Genomic DNA, 21,826 nt, shown 5'->3' with positions numbered 1-21,826 from the left:
TGCGCCACCCGCCGCTTGTCTTCAACACTAGGCGGGCGGGCGGCCCCTGGCCTCATGCCCTCGTACCCATTGGCGGGCCTCCGGGAGGATGACGGGGACTCCCCCGTGTACTCCCCTGGGTGGAGACCGGTCCCCCGTTGTGGGGGTCTTCCCGGAGGGGATGACCGGAGGGTAGTGACTTCGCTCACTTCCGTCACTCCCTGTTGCCACGTGTCCGCCCGGCGGCCGTCGGCAAGATCGACTCGACCGGGGACCCCGTACGGGCGCGCCACAGTGGGCCCGGGCGCGCTCGCCGGCCTCAATCCCCTTGGCGCAAGGGCTGCTTGGGCGGACGGAGCCCTGCGGACGCATTCCCGGACCGCAGCACTGATGCCCCCTCAAGTGTGCTGTGCCGCACTGACAATCGAATCCCCCGGCGAGGGCGCGGCCTCTGAGCACGCATGCCGGATGGTCCGTAAGCTGTGCCAGGTCAACAGGACGACCGGTCAGCGGGGTGGACATGGCGATGATGCGGCTCCGGCGCGAGGACCCGCGTGTCGTCGGCTCGTTCAGACTGCACCGCAGGCTCGGCGCCGGCGGTATGGGCGTGGTCTACCTGGGATCGGACCGGCGCGGACAGCGCGTCGCGCTCAAGGTCATCCGGCCGGACCTCGCCGAGGACCAGGAGTTCCGCTCGCGGTTCGCCCGCGAGGTGTCCGCCGCCCGGCGGATCCGGGGCGGCTGCACCGCACGCCTGGTGGCGGCGGACCTGGAGGCGGAGCGGCCCTGGTTCGCGACCCAGTACGTACCCGGCCCCTCGCTGCACGACAAGGTGGCCGAGGAAGGCCCCCTGACGGCCGCGCAGATCGCCGCCGTCGGCGCCGCGCTCTCGGAGGGCCTGGTCGCCGTCCACGAGGCGGGGGTCGTCCACCGCGACCTCAAGCCCTCGAACATCCTGCTGTCGCCCAAGGGCCCCCGGATCATCGACTTCGGCATCGCCTGGGCCACCGGGGCGAGCACCCTCACCCATGTCGGTACGGCCGTCGGCTCCCCCGGATTCCTCGCCCCCGAGCAGGTGCGCGGCGCGGCGGTCACCCCGGCCACCGACGTCTTCGCCCTCGGCGCCACCCTGGCCTACGCGGCCACCGCCGACTCGCCCTTCGGGCACGGCAGTTCCGAGGTCATGCTGTACCGCGTGGTGCACGAGGAGCCCCACCTTCAGGGCGTCCCGGACGCGCTGGCGCCCCTGGTGCGGGCCTGCCTGGCCAAGGACCCCGAGGAGCGGCCCAGCACGCTCCAGCTGTCGATGCGGCTCAAGGAGATCGCTTCCCGCGAGGCGCAGGGGCTCTCCGACGGGCGCCCGCCGGCGCAGCGGGGCCGGGTCGAGCGGCCTACGGGACGGCTCCCCGAGGCCGAGCTCCCCGGCGGGGCCGAGGAGTACCCGGGGCGGCGTACGGACCGTCGTACGGGCGGCGCCACCACGCCCCGGGCCCAGGGCGGGTCCCCGAGCGGACCGCACTCGCGGCCCTCGTCCTCCCGCAACCCGCAGAACCCGGGCGGCCCGTCCTCCCGGCCGACCTCGGGGCGTACGGGCGGCCGTCCGGCCCCCAGGACGACGGGCGCGGGACGGCGGCCCTCGCGGCCGGACCCGAAGCTGATGCGGCAGCGCCTGATCGTGTTCGTCGTGGTGACGCTGATCGTGGCGCTGGGCATCGCGGCGGCCCAGAAGATCTAGGGCTAGGGGGTGTTCTGCGGTCGGACCCGCGGGCCCGACCGCAGAACCCACCCGAGCGCTCCTACTGCGCGGGGCGGCCCTGGGCCACCGCGTAGAAGGCGACCGCGGCCGCCGCGCCCACGTTCAGCGAGTCCACGCCGTGCGCCATGGGGATCCGTACCCACTCGTCGGCGGCGACCAGCGCCTGCGTGGACAGGCCGTCGCCCTCGGCGCCTAGCATCAGCGCGACCCGTTCCAGGGACTGCGGCGCCGCCACGTCGATCGGCGTGGCCTTCTCGTGCGGGGTGAGGGCGAGCAGTTTGAAGCCCGCCTCGCGCACCGAGTCCAGGCTCTTGGGCCAGGCCTCCAGACGGGCGTAGGGGACGGAGAACACCGCTCCCATGGAGACCTTCACCGAGCGGCGGTAGAGCGGGTCCGCACAGTCGGGCGACAGCAGTACCGCGTCCATGCCGAGGGCGGCGGCGCTGCGGAAGATGGCCCCGATGTTGGTGTGGTCGTTGACCGCCTCCATGACGACCACCCGGCGGGTCGTGGAGAGCAGCTCCTCCGCCGTCGGCAGCGGCTTGCGCTGCATGGAGGCGAGCGCCCCGCGGTGCACGTGGTAGCCGGTGACGCGTTCGGCGAGCTCGGGGCTCACGGCGTAGACCGGTGCCGGGAGTTCGTCGATGACGTCGCGCATCACGTCGACCCACTTGGCGGAGAGCAGCATCGAGCGCATCTCGTACCCGGCGTCCTTGGCGCGTCTGATGACCTTCTCGCCCTCGGCGATGAACAGGCCTTCGGCGGGCTCGCGCCTGCGCCGGAGTTCGACGTCGGTCAGGCCCGTGTAGTCGCGCAGGCGCGGGTCGTCGGGGTCCTCGACGGTGATGAGATCAGCCACAGGGTGATACTGCCTTGTCCTGGGTGCGGTGCCAACGGCCTGTCAGGCGCTGGTGGTGGGGAGGGTGCCCGGGTCGTTCACGCGGACGACCTCGCCGATGACGATGACGGCCGGCGGGCGGACCTCTTCGGCGCGCACGGTCGCGCCGACCGTGGCCAGGGTGGCGTCCACCCGGCGCTGGGTGGCGGTGGTGCCCTCCTGGATCACCGCGACGGGCGTGTCCGCGGAACGGCCGTGGCGCACCAGCGCCTCGGCGATCAGGCCGATCTTGTCGACGCCCATCAGGATCACCAGGGTGCCGGTGAGCTTGGCGAGGGAGGCCCAGTCCACGAGGGAGCGCGGGTCGTCGGGGCCGACGTGGCCGCTGACCACGGTGAACTCGTGCGCCACGCCGCGGTGGGTGACCGGGATGCCGACGGCGCCGGGCACCGAGATGGAGCTGGAGATACCGGGGACGACGGTGCAGGGGATGCCGGCCTCGGCGAGGGCCAGGAGCTCCTCCATGCCGCGGCCGAAGACGTACGGGTCCCCGCCCTTGAGCCGGACCACGGCCTTGCCGGCCTTGGCGTGCTCGATCAGGGCGTTGTTGATGGCCTCCTGGGCCATGAACCGGCCGTACGGGATCTTCGCGGCGTCGATGACCTCGACGTGCGGCGGGAGCTCGTCGAGCAGGTCACGGGGGCCCAGCCGGTCGGCGATGACCACGTCGGCCTCGGCCAGCAGACGGCGGCCGCGCACGGTGATCAGGTCCGGGTCGCCCGGGCCGCCGCCGACGAGGGCCACGCCCGGGGTGGCCTTGTGCCGGTGGGAGGGCGCGGTGAGGGTGCCGTCGCGCAGGCCCTCCACGACGGCGTCGCGGACGGCGGCGGAGCGGCGGGGGTCGTTGCCGGTCAGCACGGCGACGGTGACGCCTTCGATGCGGCCGGTCGCGGGGGTCCAGGCGGTGGCGGCGGAGGCGTCGTCGGCGCGCACGCACCAGACGCGCTCGCGCTCGGCCTCGGCGGAGGCGCGCTCGTTGTCCTCGCGGTTCTGGGTGGCGATCAGTGCGTACCAGGCGTCGGCGAGGTCACCGTCCTGGTAGCGGCGGCGCTCCCAGCGGATCTCGCCGGTCTCGGCCATGGCGTCCACGGAAGGGGTGGCGGAGGGCGAGATCAGCAGGACGTCGGCGCCGGCCGCGATGAGCGCGGGGAGGCGGCGCTGCGCGACCTGTCCGCCGCCGATGACGACGACGCGGCGGCCGGCGAGGCGGAGTCCTACGGGGTAGGCGGGGGTGTCGGCCATGGCGGTGCGGCTCCTGGTGCGGCGGGCGTGCGGTCTTGCCGCTGCGGCTCTGGAGCGGCGGGTTGCTGACGTGCGGCTTCTTGGTGCGGGTCCACCATACGACTCGGGTCGTCCCGAAGCGCGGACGGGGCTGCGGGTGCGGGTCAGGGCACGGGGCTCCGCCCCGGACCCCGCGCCCTCAAACGCCGGCGAGGCTGATTCTGCCCGGCGATCGGGATTGCCGGGTTTCCCCTGACGGGCCGGGCCCGCCGTGGGGCGGGGACACTCCGGGACGTCCCCGCAGGTCGAGCGAACCCGCCCCCCGATCAGCGGGCCGACCCGGCTCAGGGTTCGCGAGCCGAGGAGACGTCCCGGAGGGGCCCCGCCCCACCGCGAAGCCCCCTCGGGCCCGCTCGGGGTCTACTTCTCCGTCACGCCCGCCGAGTCGAAGGTGGCGACCTCGTGCATCGCGCGGGCCGCGCTCTGGACCAGGGGGAGCGCGAGCAGGGCGCCCGTGCCCTCGCCGAGGCGGAGGTCGAGGTCGACCAGCGGGCGCAGGCCCAGCTTGTTGAGCGCCGCGACGTGGCCCGGCTCCGCGCTGCGGTGGCCCGCGATGCACGCCGAGAGGGACTCGGGGGCGATGGCGCGGGCCACCAGGGCGGCGGCTCCGGCGCTCACGCCGTCCAGGATCACCGGGGTGCGCAGGGAGGCGCCGCCGAGGAGGAGGCCCACGATCGCCGCGTGCTCCAGGCCGCCGATCGCCGCGAGGACACCGATCGGGTCCGCCGGGTCCGGCTGGTGGAGCTCCAGGGCGCGGCGGACGACCTCGACCTTTCGGGCGTGCGTCTCGTCGTTGATGCCCGTGCCGCGGCCGGTGACCTCGGCCGCGTCCACGCCGGTGAAGACCGAGATGAGGGCCGCGGAGACCGTGGTGTTCGCGATGCCCATCTCGCCGGTGAGCAGGGCCTTGTTGCCCGCCGCGACGAGGTCGCGGGCCGTTTCGATGCCCACCTCGATGGCGGCGACGGCCTCTTCGCGCGTCATGGCCGGGCCCGTGGAGAGGTCGGCCGTGCCCGGGCGGATCTTGCGGGGCAGGAGGCCCGGGGTGGCCGGGAGATCGCCGGCGACGCCGACGTCGATCACGCAGACCTCGGCGCCCACCTGGTTGGCGAAGGCGTTGCAGACGGCTCCGCCGCCCAGGAAGTTGGCCACCATCTGGGTGGTGACCTCCTGCGGCCACGGGGTGACGCCCTGGGCGTGCACGCCGTGGTCACCGGCGAAGATCGCGACCGCGGCCGGCTCCGGGATCGGCGGCGGGCAGACCCGGGAGAGGCCGCTGAGCTGGGCGGAGATGATCTCGAGCATGCCCAGGGCCCCGGCGGGCTTGGTCATGCGCTTCTGCCGCTCCCAGGCCTCGCCGAGTGCCTTCGCGTCCAGCGGGCGGATGCTGGCGACGGTCTCCGAGAGCAGGTCGTGCGGCTCCTCGCCGGGCAGGGCGCGGCGGCCGTAGGTCTCCTCGTGGACCACCCAGGAGAGCGGACGGCGCTGCGACCAGCCGGCCTGGGCCAGCTCGGGCTCCTCGGGGAACTCGTCGACGTAGCCGACGCAGAGGTAGGCGACGACTTCGAGGTGCTCGGGGAGGCCGAGCTCGCGGACCATTTCGCGCTCGTCGAAGAAGCTGACCCAGCCGACGCCGAGGCCCTCGGCGCGCGCGGCGAGCCAGAGGTTCTCGACGGCGAGGGCCGAGGAGTACGGGGCCATCTGCGGCTGGGTGTGCCGGCCGAGGGTGTGGCGGCCGCCGCGGGTGGGGTCGGCGGTGACGACGATGTTCACCGGGGTGTCGAGGATGGCCTCGATCTTGAGTTCCTTGAACTGCTTCGCCCGGCCCTTGGGCAGCGACTTGGCGTAGGCCTCGCGCTGGCGCTGGGCGAGCTCGTGCATCGTCCGGCGGGTCTCGGCGGACCGGATGACGACGAAGTCCCAGGGCTGCGAGTGGCCGACGCTGGGCGCGGTGTGGGCCGCCTCCAGGACGCGGAGCAGCACCTCGTGCGGGATCGGGTCGGTACGGAAGCCCTTGCGGATGTCGCGGCGCTCGCGCATGACGCGCAGGACGGCCTCGCGCTCGGCGTCGGCGTAGCCGGGGGCCGGGTCGCCTGCGGCGGGCTCGGCCGGGGCGCCCACCGCGGGCTCGGCCTGGGCGGCGGGCACTGCCTCCGGCTGCGCCTCGGGCTGCGCGTCCGGCTGTGCTTCGGGCTGCTCCGCCCGGACCGGCTCCGGGGCGGCCTCGGGGTGGATCTCGAGGCGGGGTTCGTGCTGCTCCGGCTGGACGGCCTGCGGCTGGACCGGCTCGGCCACGACGGCCGGAACCGGGAGCACCGGCTCGGGCTGCGCCTCGACCGGCTCCGGGGCGGCCTCGGGCTGCTCCGGCTGGACGGCCTCCGGCTGAACGGGCTCGGCCACGACGGCCGGAACCGGGAGCACCGGCTCCGGCTGCGCCTCGACCGGCTCCGGCGCGGCCTCGGGCTGCACCAGGACGGGCTCCGGCTCGGCCGGTGCGGCGGCGACGGGCTCGGGGGCTTCGGGTGCGGCCTCGGCCGGTACCACCGGCTGGACCGGCTCGGCGGCGACCGGCTCGGGTCCGGCGGGGAGCGCCTCGGCGGCCGCCGGCTCGGGGGATTCGGCTGCCGCGGCGGTCTCCACGGCCGGGGCGGCCTCGGGCTGTGCGGGCGGAAGCACCGGTTCTTCGGCGACGGCTACCGGCTGCGGCTCCACCGGGGGCTGCGCGGCCTCGGCGGTGGCCGCGACGGGCTCCGCCACCGGCTCGGGCGCGGCGACCGGCTCCGGCGTCCACGGTGTCCCGGCCTGCGGCGGGATCTCGCCCAGCTGGGCCGCGGGAGCCTCGGGCGTCTCGGCGCGCGGGATGTCCAGGTACTCCGGCCCCGTGGTCGGGGGCCCCGCCTGGCGCAGCGGCATGGGCGCCGCCGGGGTGCTCACGGCGGCCATCGGGGCGGCCTGGGCGGGCGCCGCGGCCGGACCGCGGTCCGCGAGGGACCGTACGACTCCGCCGTTGGCCTCGGGCAGGGGCGGGCCCATGTGCAGCGGGCGCCGGAGGGGGGCAGCGGGGGCGACGGGGGCCGCCTGCGGCGGGACGACGAGGCCGCCGAGGTCGAGCGCGCCGGAGTCACGGCCGCCCGTCTCGTGCGCACCGGCGCTGTAGCCGCCGTCGGGGAACACGGGCGGGGGGAACTCGGTGTACGCGGCGGGCTCGGGGTACGCGGCCGGGGCCTCGGGGTAGGCGGGCTCGGCGGCGTAGGACGGGTCCGCGTACGTCTGCGGCTCGAGGGGCTGCGGCGCGACGGGGAAGGCGGGGGCCTGCGGCACGACCTGCGGGTCGCTCCACGCGCCCTGGCCGCTCGGCATCAGCAGCAGTTCCTCGTCCTCCGGCTCGGCCGGGTTGTCCATGAGGTCCTGGAAGGCGTAGCCAACGGGGATCGGTGCCGGGATCTGGACCGGAGCGGGGACGCCCTGCTGATCCACCATGCCCGCGTTGTCCGGGAGACCCTCGCCCGGGACCTGGCCGGTGTCAGTCATGCTTACCCCTCGCCCATCGGTGTTGCCTCTTCGATCGCCCGGTCGCCCACGAGGCCGCCGAACGGTTGTGCCTGCGGGGTTGCGGTGCGACGGACTCGTCTCGCATACGCCTGCACGACAACCACTAAGCATTGTCGCGCCCGTCGGCCACCGTGGCGGCCATAACCGTCACGGTCCTCTGTGGACTGCGCCACGTCGCGCGTCCAGGCGGTGCCGCGATGCCCGAATCGTCCGGGGCAGTACGACGATCGGCCAGCCTACCCCGGCCCTCGTCTCAGCGCGTGACGGGGCGTTCCGCTGCCAGGAGGAACACCACGGAACGGTCCTGTTCGGCCCAGGTTCGGGGGTCCAGGGCGACGGACTGGAGGAGCGCGCACTCGACGGCGTAACCGTGTTCGGTGAGTACCCCGCCGATCGCCTCCGCCTCGTCGCGGGTGGAGGCGTGGCTGACGATCCGTTCGGGGCGGCGTTCCGCGACGGCCGCGACGACGGCGGCGCCCCCGCCCCCGACGCGCACGACATCGGGCTCGGGCAGGTTCTCCAGTACGTGCGGTGCGCGCCCGGCGTGGACCTGGAGCTGCACACCCCGCTTGCGGGCGGCGGCAGTTACGCGGTCACATGCGGCCGGGTCGGCGTCCACCGCGATGACGGCGGCGCCGAGGGCGGCCGCGTCCACGGCCACGCCACCGGAGCCGGCGCCGATGTCCCAGACCAGGTCGCCGATACGCGGGCCGAGGCGGGCGAGTTGGGCCGCGCGCAGTTGCGCCGACTCCCCCTCTCCCGCGTCCGGCTGGGGCCTGGCCCAGCCGCGGTCGGCCGACTGGGCGGCGGACTGTCCGAGCAGCCAGCCGGCGTCGGCGGGCGCCGGTCCCCCGCCGCCGATGACGATGACGACGTTGGGGTCGCGCCAGCTGTGGTCGGCGGCCTTGTCGGAGGTGAGGACGCTCACCTGCTCCCGGTCCGTGCCGAGTTCCTCGCAGACGACGAAGGTGCGGTGGACTCCGTCGAGCAGCAGGGCGAGTTCGGCGGGGCCGGCGCCGGGTGAGGTGAGGACGGCGACCTTGGCGTGGGCGCGGCAGACGTTGACGGCGCGGCGCAGGGTGCGGGGGTGGGCCACGACGACCTGGGCGTCGTCCCAGGGCATGCCCGCGCGGGCGAAGGCGGCAGCCACGGAGGAGACGGCCGGGACGACCTCGACCTCCAGGCCGTGCTCGGGGGCGCGCAGGGTACGTACGACGCCGAAGAAGCCGGGGTCCCCGTCGGCGAGGACCACCGCGGTGCCGCGGTGGCCGGCGATGCGGCGCGCGGCGAGGCCGAGGCTGCCCAGGCGGATGCGTTCGGCGGTGGGCGGGACTTCGGGGAGGGCGAGGTGGTGTGCGGCGCCGGCCACGAGGGTGGCGGCGGAGAGCGCTGACCGGGCGCCCGCGGTCAGGGGCGAGCCGTCCCAGCCGATCACCGTGACCCGGTCGGCCATCGTCGTGTGTCTCCTGGTCTGGGGGCGGGCGAAGCTTCGTCTGGGGGCGGGCACGGTGAGACTACCCGGTCATCGGTTCAGTTCCAGTCGGCGCCGACGGGGTAGCCGCTCGCGTCGGCCCGCTGCGGGAACGCGCTGCTGCGGGCGTATCCGTCGTAGCTGTCGTAGCTGTCGTACCCGTCATAGCCGTCGCCCTCGTCGAGGTCCTCCGGGAGGAGGCTCCAGACGATGAGGTCGGTGCGGGTGTCGGTCCAGGTGCCGTCGGCCGTCTGCGTACGCACTATCCACGCGTTGCGCAGGACGCCCTCGCTGATGCAGCCGATCTTCTGGGCCACCTGCTGCGAGGCGGTGTTGTCGGCGGCGGTGCGCAGTTCGAGGCGCTCGAATCCCTGGTCGCGGAAGAGCCATTGGGCGACGGCGAGGACGGATTCGCTGGCGTATCCCTCGCCGCGGGCCCAGGGGGCGGTGACGTAGCCGACCTCGGTGGCGCGGGTGCGCCAGTTGGTGTTCTGGAGGTGGACGACGCCGACGAGGCGCTGGGTGAGGAACTCGGTGACGGCGAGGACGATGCCGCGGCCCTCGGTGCGTTCGGTGTGGGAGTGCCGGGTGGCCCAGGCGTGTGCTTCGGCGTGGGTGTAGGGGTGGGGTGCGCCGGTCCAGGCGATGACGTGCTCGTCGTTCATCATCTCGGCGAGCGCGGTGACGTCCTCTTCCTCGAAGGGGCGCAGCACCAGCCGGTCCGTGCTGATGGTGACGTCCGGGAAGGTGGTAGTCATGCGCAGCTCCATGCCTGAGACCGTGGTGCGACCGTGTTGCGATGCGACCGCGGTGCGGGACCGTTCGTGCGGGACCGTGCGTGCGGGTCGTAGGCCACAGCATGCAGCATCGACCGGGTGATGTGCAGGGCCGGGTTGCCCGGAAGCGGGCAGAGCTCGGCCCCGCGCGCCGTCAGGTGCGTGCGGGGCCGAGATTCATGACCGGTTGCGGAAGAACCGGTTCAGGAGGGGTCGGGAGGACCGGTCAGGAGGACCGGTCGGGAGGACCGGGTCGGACCGGTTCAGGAGGCGGGGGTGCCGAAGGCCGGGATGACCGAGCCCTGGTACTTCTCCTCGATGAACTTCTTGACCTCGTCGGAGTTCAGGAGCTTGGCCAGCTTCTGGATCCGCGGGTCGTTCTGGTTGCCGTCCTTGACCGCGAGGAAGTTGGCGTAGGGGTTGCCCTCGGCCTTCTCCAGGACGAGCGCGTCCTTGGCGGGCGACAGCTTGGCCTCGAGGGCGTAGTTGCCGTTGATGATCGCGGCGTCCACGTCGTTCAGGGCGCGCGGGACCGTGGCGGCCTCCAGCTCCTTGAACTCCAGGCCCTTCTTGTCGGTGATGTCGGACAGCTTGGCGCTGGTGCCGACACCCTCCTTGAGGGTGATCAGGTTGTTCGCGGCGAGCAGCTGGAGCGCGCGGCCCTCGTTGGTGGTGTCGTTGGGGACGGCGATGGTCTGGCCGGCCTTGATGTCACCGATGGCCTTGATCTTCTTGGAGTAGAGACCGAGGGGCTCGAGGTGCACGTTCACGACGGGCACGACGTGCGTGTTGTTCTTCTTGTTGAAGTCGTCGAGGTACGGCTTGTGCTGGAAGAAGTTGCCGGCGACCTGGCCCTGCTCGGTGGCGGTGTTGGGCAGGACGTAGTCCGTGAACTCCTTGACCTCCAGCGTGAGGCCTTCCTTGGCCGCGAGCTTGTCCTTGACGAAGTTCAGGATGTCGGCGTGCGGGCTCGGGGAGGCCGCTATGACGAGGGGCTTGCTCTCGTCGGTCTTTCCGCCGTCCGACTTGGCCGAGGACGGGTCCGAGGAGCTGCCGCAGGCGGTGAGGCCGAGGGCGAGCGCGGTGGCCGAGGCGGCGAGGGCGGTGAGCTTGATGTTCTTACGCACGAAGAGTGCCTTTCTTGCTGAACAAGTACCGATGACTTGCTGGTGGTGGCCCAAGCACGACAAGTGCGGGCTCTCTGAGGGGAGGGGAAAGTCTTTTCAGGCGGTGCGGCCGCGGCGGGCGAGGAGTCGGACCACGCCGTCGCCGAGCAGCTGGATCACCGTGACGAGGACGATCAGGACCACGACGGTGGCGACCATGAAGCCGGTCTCGAAGCGCTGGAAGCCGTAGGTGATGGCCTTGGAACCGAGCCCTTCGCCGCCGACGGCGCCGGCCATGGCCGAGTAGCCGACGAGGGTGATGACGGTGGTGGTGACACCGGCGACCAGGGAGGGCAGGGCCTGCGGGAGGAGCACCTTGCCGACCAGGGTGGGGATGCCGCCGCCCATGGACTCGACGGCCTCGATCAGGCCGTGGTCCACCTCGCGGACGGCCGTCTCGACGAGCCGGGCGAAGAAGGGGACGGCGCCGATGGCGAGCGGGACGATCATGGCGGTGGGGCCGATGAAGGTGCCGACGACCGCGGTGGTGACCGGGATCAGGAAGATCAGCAGGATGATGAACGGCAGCGAGCGGCCTATGTTCACGATCACGCCGAGGACCTTGTTGAGCGGCTGGTTCTGCAGGAGGCCGCCCCTGTCGGTGAGGACCAGCAGGATGCCGATGGGCAGGCCGCCGAGCACGGTCACCAGGGTGGACCACAGCACCATGTAGAGGGTGTCGTAGGTGCCCTGGGTGAGCAGGGGCTGCATTTCGGACCAGGTCACTTGGCACCATCCTTGACCAGCGCGGCGAATTCGGTGTCGGTGTCGGAGTCGGTGTCAGCGGCGCCCTCGACGACGTCGATCTGGAGGCCCTGCTCGCGCAGGAAGCCGACCGGCACGACGTTGTCCTCGTAGCCGCCGGGCAGTTCGATGCGCATCCGGCCGATCTGGCGGCCCGCGACGGTGTCCATCGCGGCGCCGAGGATCGAGATGTCGATGTTGTACGTGCGCGAGAGCTGCGAGATGACCGGCTGGACCGCGGCTTCGCCGTGGAAGGTGACGTCGACGACCGTGCGGTCGGGGCCGGTGGCGGTGCCGGTGACCGGGAAGAGTTCACCGGCGAGCTCGGAGCCGGGGGTGGCGAGCAGTTCGGCGACGGTCCCGGACTCGATGATCCGGCCGTTCTTCATCAGGGCGGCCGAGTCGCAGACGGACTTGACCACGTCCATCTCGTGCGTGATGAGCAGCACGGTGAGGCCGAGCTGCTGGTTGAGGTCGCGCAGCAGCTGGAGGATGGAGCGGGTGGTCTCGGGGTCCAGGGCGCTGGTGGCCTCGTCGGAGAGCAGCACCTTGGGGTCGCCCGCCAGGGCGCGGGCGATGCCGACGCGCTGCTTCTGACCGCCGGAGAGCTGGGTCGGGTAGGCCTTGGCCTTGTCGGCGAGGCCGACGAGGTCGAGGAGTTCCAGGGCCTTGCGGGAGCGCTCGCGGCCGGAGACGCCGAGGATCTCCAGGGGCAGCTCGATGTTGGACTGGACGGTGCGCGAGGACAGCAGGTTGAAGTGCTGGAAGACCATGCCGATGCGGCTGCGGGCCTCGCGGAGCTCCTTGCCGGCGCGGCGGCCGCGTCCGGCGAGGGCGGTGAGGTCGACGCCGTCGACGGTCACGGTGCCCGTCGTGGGGCGCTCGAGCAGGTTGACGCAGCGGATCAGGGAGGATTTGCCTGCGCCGCTCTGGCCGATGACTCCGTATACCTCGCCCTCACGGACGTGGAGATCGACGCCGTCCAGGGCGGTGACCTCGCGGCCACGGGACTGGTAGACCTTCGTGAGGCCCGATGTGGTGATCACAGGATTTCCGTCGCTGTCGAGTGCACGGCGCAGCGGGGTGCCGGGCACGGGGCAAACAATCTGGGGACGCGATACGGGACGAACCGTCAGAAAACGATGGCATCGACGCGTGCGCGGGGCAGGAGCGAGCCGTGCGTGCTGTTCATCAGGTGACGAGGCACTGGCGCGTCTGGTCTCGCTTCGGGGCGCGAGGCTCAGGAAGGGGCCCTCAGAAGGCGCACATTCGACACATACAACGAGCACCGGGCGTCATCGTCGCCTCGGTCGCAAGGGTGCGGCTGCTCGTCGTGGTCATGGGCCCCAGTAAAGCAGACGTATCCCGTGACCGATCAACGCCGTCCGGATAGCGGACGCATTCCGACCACATACCGGACGATGCCGGCCATCGCAGGCGATCCGTCCCACGCCCGTTCCCCCGGCACTGACCTGCACCGGAACGGCCACCGGAGCCCCTACGTCCGCCACGGCCCGGGGTGCGGCGACCGAGGCCGCTGTGGTCAAGACCACGGTCGGTGCGCGGCACGCCTCCGGTGCGCGGGAGCCGCGACACAGGGGTGCGCGCATCGGGTCTTTCGGCCCGTAATACCCTCGCTGCATGCTCGACGCCCTGACGGTCGCCATCGGCGTGGCCGCACTCGCCCTCGCCGCCTGGTGCGGCCACGCCGCATGGCGGGACCAGCCGACCAAGGACTGGCACTTCATCGGCATGGCCGTCGTGACCGTGCTGGTCCTGGCGCAGCTGGTGATCGGCCTGGTGAACCTGGCCCAGGGTGAGAAGCCCGACGAGGGCTCGGTGATCTTCGTGGCCTACCTGGTGGGCGCTTTCGCCGCGGTGCCGGCCGCCGGGATGCTCTCGCTGACCGAGCGGACCAAGTGGGGATCGATCACGGTGGCCGCCGGTGCGGTCGTGCTCGCCGTCCTCGAAGTACGGCTCTACGACATCTGGGGAACCACCGGTGCCTGACGCTGACACGACCACTGCCGCTCCGACCGGGCGCAAGCGGCTGGTCTCCGGGCCCGGGCTGCTGCTGGTGTGGCTGTACGGGGTGATGGTGGTGGGCGCGGTCTCCCGCTCGGCCTACCAGATCTCCACCGAGTTCGGCCGGGCGCCGCTGCCCTACTCGCTGTCCGCCGTGGCGGCCCTCGCCTACGCGTTCATCACGTACTCACTGGTCCGCGGCGGGGAGACCGCCCGCAAGGCGGCGCTGATCTGCTGCGCCGCCGAGCTGGCCGGCGTGCTCGCCGTCGGGACCTGGACGGTGCTGCAACCCGAGTCCTTCCCCGACACGACCGTGTGGTCCCAGTTCGGGATGGGCTACCTGTTCATCCCGGTGATCCTGCCGATCACCGGGATGCTCTGGCTGCGCAAGCGCTGACGTACGGGACGGGCCCGCAGGGCACGCAGGGGTCGTACTAGGCGCTGACCGCGAAGTCGGTCGGGTCCTTGGCTTCCTTCTCCAGGATCACCAGCTGGACGCCGTCGGAGGCCGTGCGGCCGCCGACCTTGACGTATCCGGCCTTGCGGTAGAGGCGCAGGTTGGACTCGCTCTTGTGCCCGGTGTGCAGGCGGAAGCGGGCGGTGGTGCCGGGGCCCGCCAGGGCCTCCTCGACCGCACGCAGCAGGCGCGCTCCGAGACCGTGACCCTGCAGGCGCGGGTGCACACAGAGCTTGGCGATCTTGCCGGTGCCGTCCTCGTCGACGTTGCCGCGCACGGTCCCGACGATCTCGTCGCCGAGCCGGGCCACCAGGACGGTGCCCGTCGCCAGCTCCCCCTTCAGGGAGTCGAGGGACTGGGTGAGCGGCTGGATGAGGTAGTTGCCGTACAGCTCGGCCTCACGCTGGAAGGCCAGGTACTGCAGTTTGAAGATCTGCTCAGCGTCCTCGGCAACCGCCGCCGAAATGGTCACGCTCATGCCCATGTGCGCATGCCTCCAGCTCACCTGGTAGCCCGTTGGTCTACCGCTCCTTTCCCCGCAGGCCAGGAGCCGCAACCTCTGCAGCCAGCATTCTGCGCAGACATCCCAGGCAACGGGAACGCACGGGCCCCAAACTTCCTTGTGAGATACCCAACTCTCCTGCGATTTCACGGTAAGTGAGGTCTCTGGGCGAAAGAAGTGCCTTCATCAGCTCGGGACAGCGTCCGGGCAACCGGGCGACCGCCGATCGGAGTGCGCGGTTCTCCTCGCCGTGCAGGAGGGCGTCTTCCGGTTCGGCCGCGGGGGCCGTGCCGGCCGGAGGCCCCCCGTCCACGGAGTGCCGGCGGTGGCCGTCCACGGAGGGGCGGCGGTAGTCGTAGGAGACCTCCCGCCTGGCCCGGCGCCGCGCGAGGCGGGCTTCTGCCCGGACCGCCCGGCGCAGCCAGCGCGCCGGCTCCGCGGGCTCGGCCGGATCGGGGGCGAGGCGGCCGCTCTCCAGCAGCCTGACCCAGACGGCTTGTTCCAGGTCGGCCGCGTCCACTCCGGTGCCCGGGGCCTCCGCGGCCGCCTCGGCGGAGAGCAGCGGGCCGAGCTTGTCGAGGTAATCAGCCTTCAACAGGTCCATGCCGGGCGGGACGAGTGGGCCGGGCCGTGCGGTTTCCGCGCCGGGCCCGGCCCACTCGTACGGGAAGCCGCGCTCAGCGGTTGACGGGGCGCCGGCCCGGACGGAAGGCCTCCGCCGCGAGCAGTCCGGTGTCCGGGTTGTCGGTGAAGATCCCGTCGATGCCCTGTTCGAAGTAGGTCCGGAAGGCTCCGAAGGCGTCCCCGTAGGCGTTCGGGTCGGTGCCCCTGCGGTACTCGGCGGGCAGGAAGCTGTTCTCGTTGCGCGCGGTGTAGGGGTGCAGGAGCAGCCCGCGGGCGTGGGCGTCCTTCACCAGGGTGGTGGGCGTGCCGAGCCGGCCGGCCGCGTCGCGCGGGAGGATCAGGTCCATGGTCGGGCCGATGCCCTGGGCGAAGCCGGCGATCCACTTCAGGCCCTCGGGCTTCACCAGGTCCGCGACCGTGCGCGGGTCCTTGGCCTGTTCGAAGTCCCAGGGGCGGGTGCCGGCCGCGGAGAGCAGGACCACGCGGGGCGCGGAGACCAGCCGGGAGAGCCGCTGGATGCTGGAGGGTTCGAAGGACTGGAGGAAGACCGCTGCGTTCCGGCCGTCGCGCCCGTAGCGGCGCAGCAGCTTGGCGAGGGGCTCCTCCAGGCCGAGGCCGAGCGCCCGGAAGTAGCTGGGGTGCTTGGTCTCGACGTGCAGCCACACCCGCCTGCCGCGCCGCCTGCCCTCGCGGTCGGCCCAGCGGAGCACCTCTTCGAAGGTGGGCACGGCCCACTGGCCGTCGTAGAGCGTGTTGCGCTGGCGGACGGCGGGGATACGTTCCTTCGCGCGCAGGGTCCTCAGCTCGGCCAGGGTGAAGTCCTCGGTGAACCAGCCGGTGACGGAGACTCCGTCGACGGACTTGGTGGTGCGCCGGGAGGCGAATCCGGGGTGCTCGGCGACGTCGGTGGTCCCGCCGATCTCGTTCTCGTGGCGGCACACCAGGTGGCCGTCCTTGGTCGGGACGAGGTCCTGCTCGACGACGTCGGCGCCCAGGTCGAGGGCGAGCTGGTAGGAGCCGAGGGTGTGCTCCGGCCGGTAGCCGCTCGCTCCGCGATGGCCGATGACCGTCGGGTGGGGGAGGTCCCGGTGACCTCCGTCGCCGTGGCCGTCGCCCGCGGCGGACGCGGCGGATGCGGATCCCGCCGTGAGTCCGGTGATGCCGGTCCCCGCCGCCAGGACGGCCGCCCCCAGGACCGTGCGCCGCGCTGCCCCACCCTGTGTCATGAGTGCCACTCCTCGTCGTGAAACGCCGTGTCGCGGCCCGCGATCGGCGTGCCGATGGTAGGCAAAGGGGGGTGACCGTCGGGGGTGCGGCGACGGCACATCCGGGGAACTTGGCGCAAACATGCGTCAACAATGCGTATCCGACACGTGAACCCGATGTGCGCTCGGAGCTGACCCGCGAGTATCGTCCTCACCTGCGCTACCGCCGCTGGGTGGGTGCGCGACCCGCTTTTCGATGCCGGAGGGCCCCACGTTGTTCCGTACGAAGCTCATCAAAGCCACTGTCGGACCGGTCATGCGCATGATGTTCCGTACCCGCGTGGAGGGCATCGAGAACATCCCCGGCTCCGGACCGGTGATCCTGGCGGGCAACCACCTCACCTTCATCGACTCGATGATCCTTCCGCTGGTGTGCGACCGTACGGTCCACTTCATCGGCAAGGACGAGTACGTGACCGGCAAGGGGATCAAGGGCCGTGCCATGGCCTGGTTCTTCACCGGCTCCGGCATGATCCCCGTCGACCGTGACGGTGCGAACGGCGGCGTCGCGGCCCTGATGACCGGTCGCCGGATCCTCGAAGAGGGCAAGGTCTTCGGCATCTACCCCGAGGGCACCCGCTCCCCCGACGGCCGGCTCTACCGCGGCCGCACCGGCATCGCCCGCCTGACCCTGATGACCGGTGCCCCCGTGGTGCCCTTCGCCATGATCGGCACGGACAAGCTCCAGCCCGGCGGCGCCGGCATGCCGCGCCCGGGCCGGGTCACCGTCCGCTTCGGCGAGCCGATGGAGTTCTCCCGCTACGAGGGCATGGACCGCGACCGCTACGTGCTGCGCGCCGTCACCGACTCGGTGATGGCCGAGGTCATGCGCCTCTCGGGCCAGGAGTACGTCGACATGTACGCCACCAAGGCGAAGGCGGCCTAGTCCGCCCGGCCGCCTACTGACGCTGGAGTGACCGGCTGACGCCCGCCGCCGTGGTGGTGGCGAGGATCCAGCCGGTCACGATCAGCAGGTACGACAGCCACTGGTGCCAGCCTCCCGGTGCGAAGGCCGCCTCCTGGCCGAAACTGACGATCGGCACCATCAGGTCGATCGTGTAGAAGACCGCGTTGAAGTCCGGTGCCTCTCCCGTCTTCAGCGCGCGCGGCGGGTCGATCCCGTACGCGATCGATCCCGTCAGTAACAGCGCCAGCAGCCATCCCGCCGCGCGCAGCGGGCGGAATCCGTAGCCGACGGTGGCGTCCTGGAGCAGCCCCCACACCCGGGCGGGCCGGGGCAGGGTGTGGCGGTGTCTGCGCAGCTTCGCGAGCTGGACGGTCCGCGCGGCCGCCTCGTCGCCCGCCGTACGGTAGGCCGCCGCGAGCTGTTCGTAGGCGTAGGGCAGGTATCCGGACTCCTCCCGCTCCAGGGCGGGCAGCCGCTCCTCGGCCGGCAGGTGCGGGGCCAGGGTGCGGTAGCTGAGCCCGTCGATGCGGATCTGTTCCGGCCAGGTTCCCGGATCGATGTGGAGCAGGTCGATGGTCGACCGGCGCAGGTTCACGTCACCCCGGACCGTGTCGCACCGGCGCAGCCACAGCTCGCCGATGGAGCAGCTGGAGGCGCGCAGGGCGATCCCGTCCGGGTTGGCGAGGTCGGCACGGGTGAAGTAGGCCTGGCCCGGTATGCGGGATCCGGTGAGGTTGACCATGCCGCGGGCCTTCAGGCGGTGCCCGCGCAGGTCGGTGCCGACGGTCAGGTTCTCGGCGTGCAGGGCGATCCCGCCGGGGGCCAGGAGCCGCGCCCGGTCGAGCTGGATCTGGCCGCCGACGGTGGCTCCGGTCAGGCGGAGCTGGCCGTGCACGGTCAGGTCGTTCGCGATGATGTCGGTGTCGATCTCGACGTGGTTGAGCTGGAGCGGGGGCTCGTCCGCCTCCTCGCCCGTCGTGGGGCCGATCACGGCCCCCTGGAGGAAGAGCCCGCCGGACACCTTGGCGCCCTGCAGCCGCACCGGGCCCGCGATCCGGCAGGAGGAGAGTCGCAGGACCACCTCGACGCGCACGGTGGACGCGGTCAGGCCGGGCAGCGTGGAGTAGCCGAGGACCAGGGCCCGCAACTGGGCCCCGTAGATCAGGGGCTTGCGCTCGAACCAGCAGTCGCGCAGACGGATGGGGTGGTCGATGACGGCGTAGCGCAGGTCGAGCTTGCCCACGACCTTCGCGCCCTTGACCTTGAGGCCGGGGACCCGGCCCTCCTCGGTGGGGCAGGCTCCCAGCAGGATGGCCCGCAGCACCTCGGCGCGCAGGGTGCGCTCAAGACCCCAGTCGGCTCCGTCGACGGAGCTGTCCTCGGGTGCGGCACGGAAGTCGACCCCGTCGCCGCGCGGGAAGGCCTCCCAGACGCGGCGTTCCGCCGGGGTCAGATCGTTGATCTCCATCGCCGGGATGGTGTCCCGCAGTTCTGCGGACTGTCAACTTTGGCCGGAACAGCATCCCTTGAGCGGATACACCCGCCGGTGCGTCAGTGCTCGACGCCGTCCTGGAGCCGCTGGCCCTTCAGCAGGAACCAGGCGGCCACCGCGGTGGCCAGCAGCACGGCCGCGCCGACGCCGGAGGCGAGCCGCAGCCCGTCGACGAAGGCGTCCTGGGCGGCGCCGACCATCTCCTGGGCGAGGTGGGGGTCCAGCGCCTTGGCGGCCTCGACGGCCCCGCCGAGGGATTCGTGTGCGGCGTCGGCGACCGGGCCCGTGACCGAGGCCGGGGCGGTGAAGCTCTGGTAGACGCCGGTGACGATGGAGCCGAGCAGCGCGATGCCGAGGGCGGCGCCGAGTTCGTACGCCGTCTCGGACACGGCGGAGGCCGAACCGGCCTGCTCCTTGGGCACGCTGGAGAGGATGACGTCGGCAGTGACGGTGAAGGAGAAGCCGGCACCGAGACCGACGACGAGCAGGGCCGCGCCGAGCAGCGGGTAGCCGCTCTCCTTGTGGATCGCCGTCAGCACGGCGAGTGCCAGGCCGATGGCGCCGAGGCCGCCGGCCACGATGGTCCGTACCGAGTACCGGCGGGCGTACCGGCCCGCGATCAGGCCGGTCACCACCGCGCCGATGGCGGCGGGCAGTTCGGCCAGACCGGCCTCCAGCGGGTCGCGGCCCTGGACGAGCTGCAGGAACTGGGAGAGGAAGAAGACCAGTCCGGAAAGGCCGAAGACGGTGAGCAGGTCGGCCAGGACGGCGCCGGAGAAGCCGCGGTGCTTGAAGAGCCGCATGTCGAGCAGCGGGGACGGCAGGGTGAACTGGCGGCGCACGAAGCCGTACAGCGCACCCGCCCCCAGGGCCGCGGTGGCCGCGACCTCCCAGGTCATGCCGTGGGTGGCGACTTCCTTGACGGCGTAGACCACGCCGATCACGCCGACGAGGGAGAGGCCCACGCTGACGAGGTCCCAGGGGCCGGCGACCGGGTTCTTGGATTCGGGAAGCAGCTTGATTCCGACGACGACCAGGGCGATCATGACGGGCAGGTTGATCAGGAAGACCGAGCCCCACCAGAAGTGCTGGAGCAGCGCTCCGCCGACGACCGGGCCGACGGCCGCGCCGGCCGAGGCGGTGGCGCCCCAGATGCCGATCGCGAGGCTGCGCTCCTTGGGGTCGTGGAAGATGTTGCGGATCAGCGCGAGGGTGGACGGCATCAGGGTCGCGCCGGCGACGCCCAGCAGGGCCCGGGCGACGATCATCATCTCGGGGCTGGTCGCGTAGGCGTTGAGCACGGACACGGCGCCGAACGCGGCGGCGCCGGTGAGCAGCAGCTTCTTGCGGCCGATGCGGTCACCGAGGCTGCCCATGGAGACCAGGAGTCCGGCGATGACGAAGGAGTAGATGTCGCCTATCCACAGCAGCTGGGTGCCGGACGGCTTGAGGTCTTCGGAGAGTGCGGGCGTGGCGAGGCCGAGGACGGTCGCGTCGACGGCGACCAGCAGCACGGCGAGCACGAGCACGCTCAGGGCGAGCCATCGGCCGCGGCTCTTGGTCTCCGTCCCGATCGGGCCGGTCAGCTGCTGGATGCTGCTCATTTCTCCACACTCCGTCTGGCGCCACCGAGCAGGAGCTCGATGATCATGTACTGGAAGTCCTTGGCGGCGACCCGGCCGTCCATCACGGCCCAGGCGCAGGTGCCGACGAGGCCGTAGAGGGCCTCGGTGAGCCATGCGGGACTCAGGTCGATCCGGATGTCGCCCTCTTCCTGGCCGCGCCGGAACAGTGCACTCACACGGGCGTCGAGCCGGGCCCATCCCTCGTGGACCTCGTCGCCCTCGAACAGCTGGTTCTCGGTGACGAGGAAGGCCAGTAGCTGGGCGTTGGGCTCGGCCTCGGCGACGAGACGTCTGAGCGCCTCCACCGCCGTGCCCTCGTCGAGGCGTGCGTTGTCGAACGCCACCTCGAACTCCCGGATGCCGAGTTCCTCCAGGGCCCGTACGAGGGCGTCCCGTCCGGCGAAGTGCCGGTGGAGGGTCGCGCGGCCGATTCCGGCGGCGCGGGCGACCTCGTCCATCGTGGCGGTCGACTTGCGGGAAAGCAGGGCGGCCGCATCGCGGAGCACCCGGTCACGATCCATGGCCATGAGACAAGCATAACCCGAATGAGACGTCTCTGTCTCATTCCTCGCGAAAATGGGCTGCCCGAGGGTGGCCGGAACGGAATCCTGCTGCAATGAAGCCACTGCTGCTGATCGACGTCGACGGACCGCTGAACCCCTACGCGGCCAAGGCCCAGCGCCGCCCCGAGGGGTACAGCACCCACCGGATGCGCCCGACGGGCTGGACGGAGGCGGAGCGGGCCAGGCCGCTGCGGGTCTGGCTGAATCACGACCACGGGGCGGAGCTGCTCGCCCTCGCGGAGGCCTACGAGCTGGTCTGGGCCACCACGTGGAAGGACGAGGCCAACGACTGGATAGGCCCGCACCTCGGGCTGCCCCGGCTCCCCTTCGTCGACTGGCCGGTGATGCACGGCCGAGCGCCGCGCGGCACGTTCTGGAAGACCCAGTACATCCTCGAATACGCGGGGCAGCGGCCCTTCGCGTGGATCGACGACGACATCACGGCGATGGACCGCGAGTACGTCGGCCAGCGCCACCCGGCGCAGGCGCTGCTGCTGCGGATCGACGAGCGGATCGGACTGGTCCGCTCGGACTTCGACACGCTGGCCGCATGGGCCACACCGTAACCGGATGACCACTCAGGGCGGTGTCCCGATACGCCGCAGGGGCGGTGGGGGCCGGCGCCGGGGCCCCCCCCCCCCGCGGGGCCGGCGGGGGTCGGGGTGTGGGGCGCCCCGGGGGGGTGGGTGACCACGTCGGCCGTGAGCGGCGGGTGCGTGGTGGGGACCCCCGCCCGGGGCGTG

Annotated in this window: 19 protein-coding genes; 5 read left to right on the top strand and 14 right to left on the bottom strand. The window is 72.2% G+C overall.

Going from position 1 to position 21,826, the window contains the following annotated elements:
• Positions 1-493 precede the first annotated feature (493 nt).
• Positions 494-1,714, top strand: a complete 1,221-nt coding sequence (locus ACGFZK_RS21780; protein WP_393850536.1) for a protein kinase — start codon at positions 494-496, stop codon at positions 1,712-1,714.
• Positions 1,715-1,775: 61 nt separating this feature from the next.
• On the opposite strand, the gene ACGFZK_RS21775 is transcribed toward ACGFZK_RS21780, so the two are convergent.
• From ACGFZK_RS21775 to ACGFZK_RS21740, 8 genes are all read right to left on the bottom strand, one after another.
• Positions 1,776-2,594, bottom strand: a complete 819-nt coding sequence (locus tag ACGFZK_RS21775; protein ID WP_393850535.1) for a TrmH family RNA methyltransferase — start codon at positions 2,592-2,594, stop codon at positions 1,776-1,778.
• Between the two features lie 42 nt (positions 2,595-2,636).
• Complete coding sequence (gene cobA, locus ACGFZK_RS21770; protein ID WP_393850534.1) at positions 2,637-3,875, bottom strand: uroporphyrinogen-III C-methyltransferase; 1,239 nt, start codon at positions 3,873-3,875, stop codon at positions 2,637-2,639.
• A gap of 399 nt (positions 3,876-4,274) precedes the next feature.
• The gene (gene cobT, locus ACGFZK_RS21765) at positions 4,275-7,445 is read right to left on the bottom strand and encodes a nicotinate-nucleotide--dimethylbenzimidazole phosphoribosyltransferase (RefSeq protein ID WP_393850533.1); all 3,171 of its coding nucleotides are present in this window, start codon (positions 7,443-7,445) and stop codon (positions 4,275-4,277) included.
• A gap of 274 nt (positions 7,446-7,719) precedes the next feature.
• On the bottom strand, positions 7,720-8,919 hold the full coding sequence (gene cbiE / locus ACGFZK_RS21760; RefSeq protein ID WP_393850532.1) for a precorrin-6y C5,15-methyltransferase (decarboxylating) subunit CbiE: 1,200 nt from the start codon (positions 8,917-8,919) through the stop codon (positions 7,720-7,722).
• Between the two features lie 77 nt (positions 8,920-8,996).
• On the bottom strand, positions 8,997-9,695 hold the full coding sequence (locus ACGFZK_RS21755; protein ID WP_393850531.1) for a GNAT family N-acetyltransferase: 699 nt from the start codon (positions 9,693-9,695) through the stop codon (positions 8,997-8,999).
• A 281-nt stretch (positions 9,696-9,976) separates the two neighbouring features.
• Positions 9,977-10,840, bottom strand: coding sequence for a MetQ/NlpA family ABC transporter substrate-binding protein (locus ACGFZK_RS21750; protein ID WP_393850530.1), 864 nt, complete (start codon positions 10,838-10,840; stop codon positions 9,977-9,979).
• 96 nt (positions 10,841-10,936) lie between these two features.
• Complete coding sequence (locus tag ACGFZK_RS21745) at positions 10,937-11,605, bottom strand: methionine ABC transporter permease (RefSeq protein WP_393850529.1); 669 nt, start codon at positions 11,603-11,605, stop codon at positions 10,937-10,939.
• Complete coding sequence (locus ACGFZK_RS21740; protein ID WP_393850528.1) at positions 11,602-12,669, bottom strand: methionine ABC transporter ATP-binding protein; 1,068 nt, start codon at positions 12,667-12,669, stop codon at positions 11,602-11,604. Before ACGFZK_RS21740 ends, ACGFZK_RS21745 begins: the two co-directional genes overlap by 4 nt.
• A gap of 595 nt (positions 12,670-13,264) precedes the next feature.
• Here ACGFZK_RS21740 and ACGFZK_RS21735 point away from each other — a divergent pair.
• Positions 13,265-13,633 (top strand): hypothetical protein, encoded by a 369-nt coding sequence (locus ACGFZK_RS21735; RefSeq protein WP_393850527.1) that lies wholly within the window; start codon positions 13,265-13,267, stop codon positions 13,631-13,633.
• Positions 13,626-14,045, top strand: a complete 420-nt coding sequence (locus ACGFZK_RS21730) for a hypothetical protein (protein ID WP_393850526.1) — start codon at positions 13,626-13,628, stop codon at positions 14,043-14,045. Before ACGFZK_RS21735 ends, ACGFZK_RS21730 begins: the two co-directional genes overlap by 8 nt.
• 37 nt (positions 14,046-14,082) lie before the next feature.
• On the opposite strand, the gene ACGFZK_RS21725 is transcribed toward ACGFZK_RS21730, so the two are convergent.
• From ACGFZK_RS21725 to ACGFZK_RS21715, 3 genes are all read right to left on the bottom strand, one after another.
• Positions 14,083-14,589 (bottom strand): GNAT family N-acetyltransferase, encoded by a 507-nt coding sequence (locus ACGFZK_RS21725; protein WP_393850525.1) that lies wholly within the window; start codon positions 14,587-14,589, stop codon positions 14,083-14,085.
• A gap of 37 nt (positions 14,590-14,626) precedes the next feature.
• Entirely contained in the window at positions 14,627-15,211 is a 585-nt protein-coding gene (locus ACGFZK_RS21720; protein WP_393850524.1) for an RNA polymerase sigma factor, read from the bottom strand.
• A 73-nt stretch (positions 15,212-15,284) separates the two neighbouring features.
• Positions 15,285-16,457, bottom strand: a complete 1,173-nt coding sequence (locus ACGFZK_RS21715; protein ID WP_393850523.1) for a glycerophosphodiester phosphodiesterase — start codon at positions 16,455-16,457, stop codon at positions 15,285-15,287.
• 235 nt (positions 16,458-16,692) lie between these two features.
• Here ACGFZK_RS21715 and ACGFZK_RS21710 point away from each other — a divergent pair, with 235 nt between their 5' ends.
• Positions 16,693-17,382 (top strand): lysophospholipid acyltransferase family protein, encoded by a 690-nt coding sequence (locus tag ACGFZK_RS21710; protein WP_351159139.1) that lies wholly within the window; start codon positions 16,693-16,695, stop codon positions 17,380-17,382.
• A 13-nt stretch (positions 17,383-17,395) separates the two neighbouring features.
• Here ACGFZK_RS21710 and ACGFZK_RS21705 read toward each other — a convergent pair whose 3' ends face one another.
• The 3 genes from ACGFZK_RS21705 to ACGFZK_RS21695 form a co-directional block, all read right to left on the bottom strand.
• Positions 17,396-18,871: a membrane-associated oxidoreductase gene (locus tag ACGFZK_RS21705; RefSeq protein ID WP_393850522.1), complete on the bottom strand. Its 1,476-nt coding sequence runs from the start codon at positions 18,869-18,871 to the stop codon at positions 17,396-17,398.
• Between the two features lie 83 nt (positions 18,872-18,954).
• Positions 18,955-20,499 (bottom strand): MFS transporter, encoded by a 1,545-nt coding sequence (locus tag ACGFZK_RS21700; protein WP_393850521.1) that lies wholly within the window; start codon positions 20,497-20,499, stop codon positions 18,955-18,957.
• Positions 20,496-21,047, bottom strand: a complete 552-nt coding sequence (locus ACGFZK_RS21695; protein WP_393850520.1) for a TetR/AcrR family transcriptional regulator — start codon at positions 21,045-21,047, stop codon at positions 20,496-20,498. The genes ACGFZK_RS21700 and ACGFZK_RS21695 overlap by 4 nt, the downstream gene beginning before the upstream one ends.
• A gap of 89 nt (positions 21,048-21,136) precedes the next feature.
• Between ACGFZK_RS21695 and ACGFZK_RS21690 the strand changes: the two genes are divergently transcribed.
• Positions 21,137-21,649, top strand: coding sequence for an HAD domain-containing protein (locus tag ACGFZK_RS21690; RefSeq protein WP_393850519.1), 513 nt, complete (start codon positions 21,137-21,139; stop codon positions 21,647-21,649).
• Positions 21,650-21,826: the final 177 nt, after the last annotated feature.

It is taken from the genome of Streptomyces sp. NPDC048257 (assembly GCF_043201855.1).
Lineage (GTDB): Bacteria > Actinomycetota > Actinomycetes > Streptomycetales > Streptomycetaceae > Streptomyces.
This window is presented reverse-complemented; position numbering and strand designations above follow the sequence as displayed.

Excerpts from the sequence above, each read along its gene's own strand:
- ACGFZK_RS21735 (WP_393850527.1), top strand. The coding sequence starts at position 13,265 with ATGCTCGACGCCCTGACGGTCGCCATCGGCGTGGCCGCACTCGCCCTC.
- cobT (WP_393850533.1), bottom strand. The coding sequence starts at position 7,445 with ATGACTGACACCGGCCAGGTCCCGGGCGAGGGTCTCCCGGACAACGCG.
- ACGFZK_RS21690 (WP_393850519.1), top strand. The coding sequence starts at position 21,137 with ATGAAGCCACTGCTGCTGATCGACGTCGACGGACCGCTGAACCCCTAC.
- ACGFZK_RS21705 (WP_393850522.1), bottom strand. The coding sequence starts at position 18,871 with ATGGAGATCAACGATCTGACCCCGGCGGAACGCCGCGTCTGGGAGGCC.
- ACGFZK_RS21710 (WP_351159139.1), top strand. The coding sequence starts at position 16,693 with ATGCCGGAGGGCCCCACGTTGTTCCGTACGAAGCTCATCAAAGCCACT.
- ACGFZK_RS21725 (WP_393850525.1), bottom strand. The coding sequence starts at position 14,589 with ATGGGCATGAGCGTGACCATTTCGGCGGCGGTTGCCGAGGACGCTGAG.
- ACGFZK_RS21715 (WP_393850523.1), bottom strand. The coding sequence starts at position 16,457 with ATGACACAGGGTGGGGCAGCGCGGCGCACGGTCCTGGGGGCGGCCGTC.
- ACGFZK_RS21700 (WP_393850521.1), bottom strand. The coding sequence starts at position 20,499 with ATGAGCAGCATCCAGCAGCTGACCGGCCCGATCGGGACGGAGACCAAG.
- cobA (WP_393850534.1), bottom strand. The coding sequence starts at position 3,875 with ATGGCCGACACCCCCGCCTACCCCGTAGGACTCCGCCTCGCCGGCCGC.
- ACGFZK_RS21695 (WP_393850520.1), bottom strand. The coding sequence starts at position 21,047 with ATGGCCATGGATCGTGACCGGGTGCTCCGCGATGCGGCCGCCCTGCTT.
- ACGFZK_RS21720 (WP_393850524.1), bottom strand. The coding sequence starts at position 15,211 with ATGGACCTGTTGAAGGCTGATTACCTCGACAAGCTCGGCCCGCTGCTC.
- cbiE (WP_393850532.1), bottom strand. The coding sequence starts at position 8,919 with ATGGCCGACCGGGTCACGGTGATCGGCTGGGACGGCTCGCCCCTGACC.
- ACGFZK_RS21755 (WP_393850531.1), bottom strand. The coding sequence starts at position 9,695 with ATGACTACCACCTTCCCGGACGTCACCATCAGCACGGACCGGCTGGTG.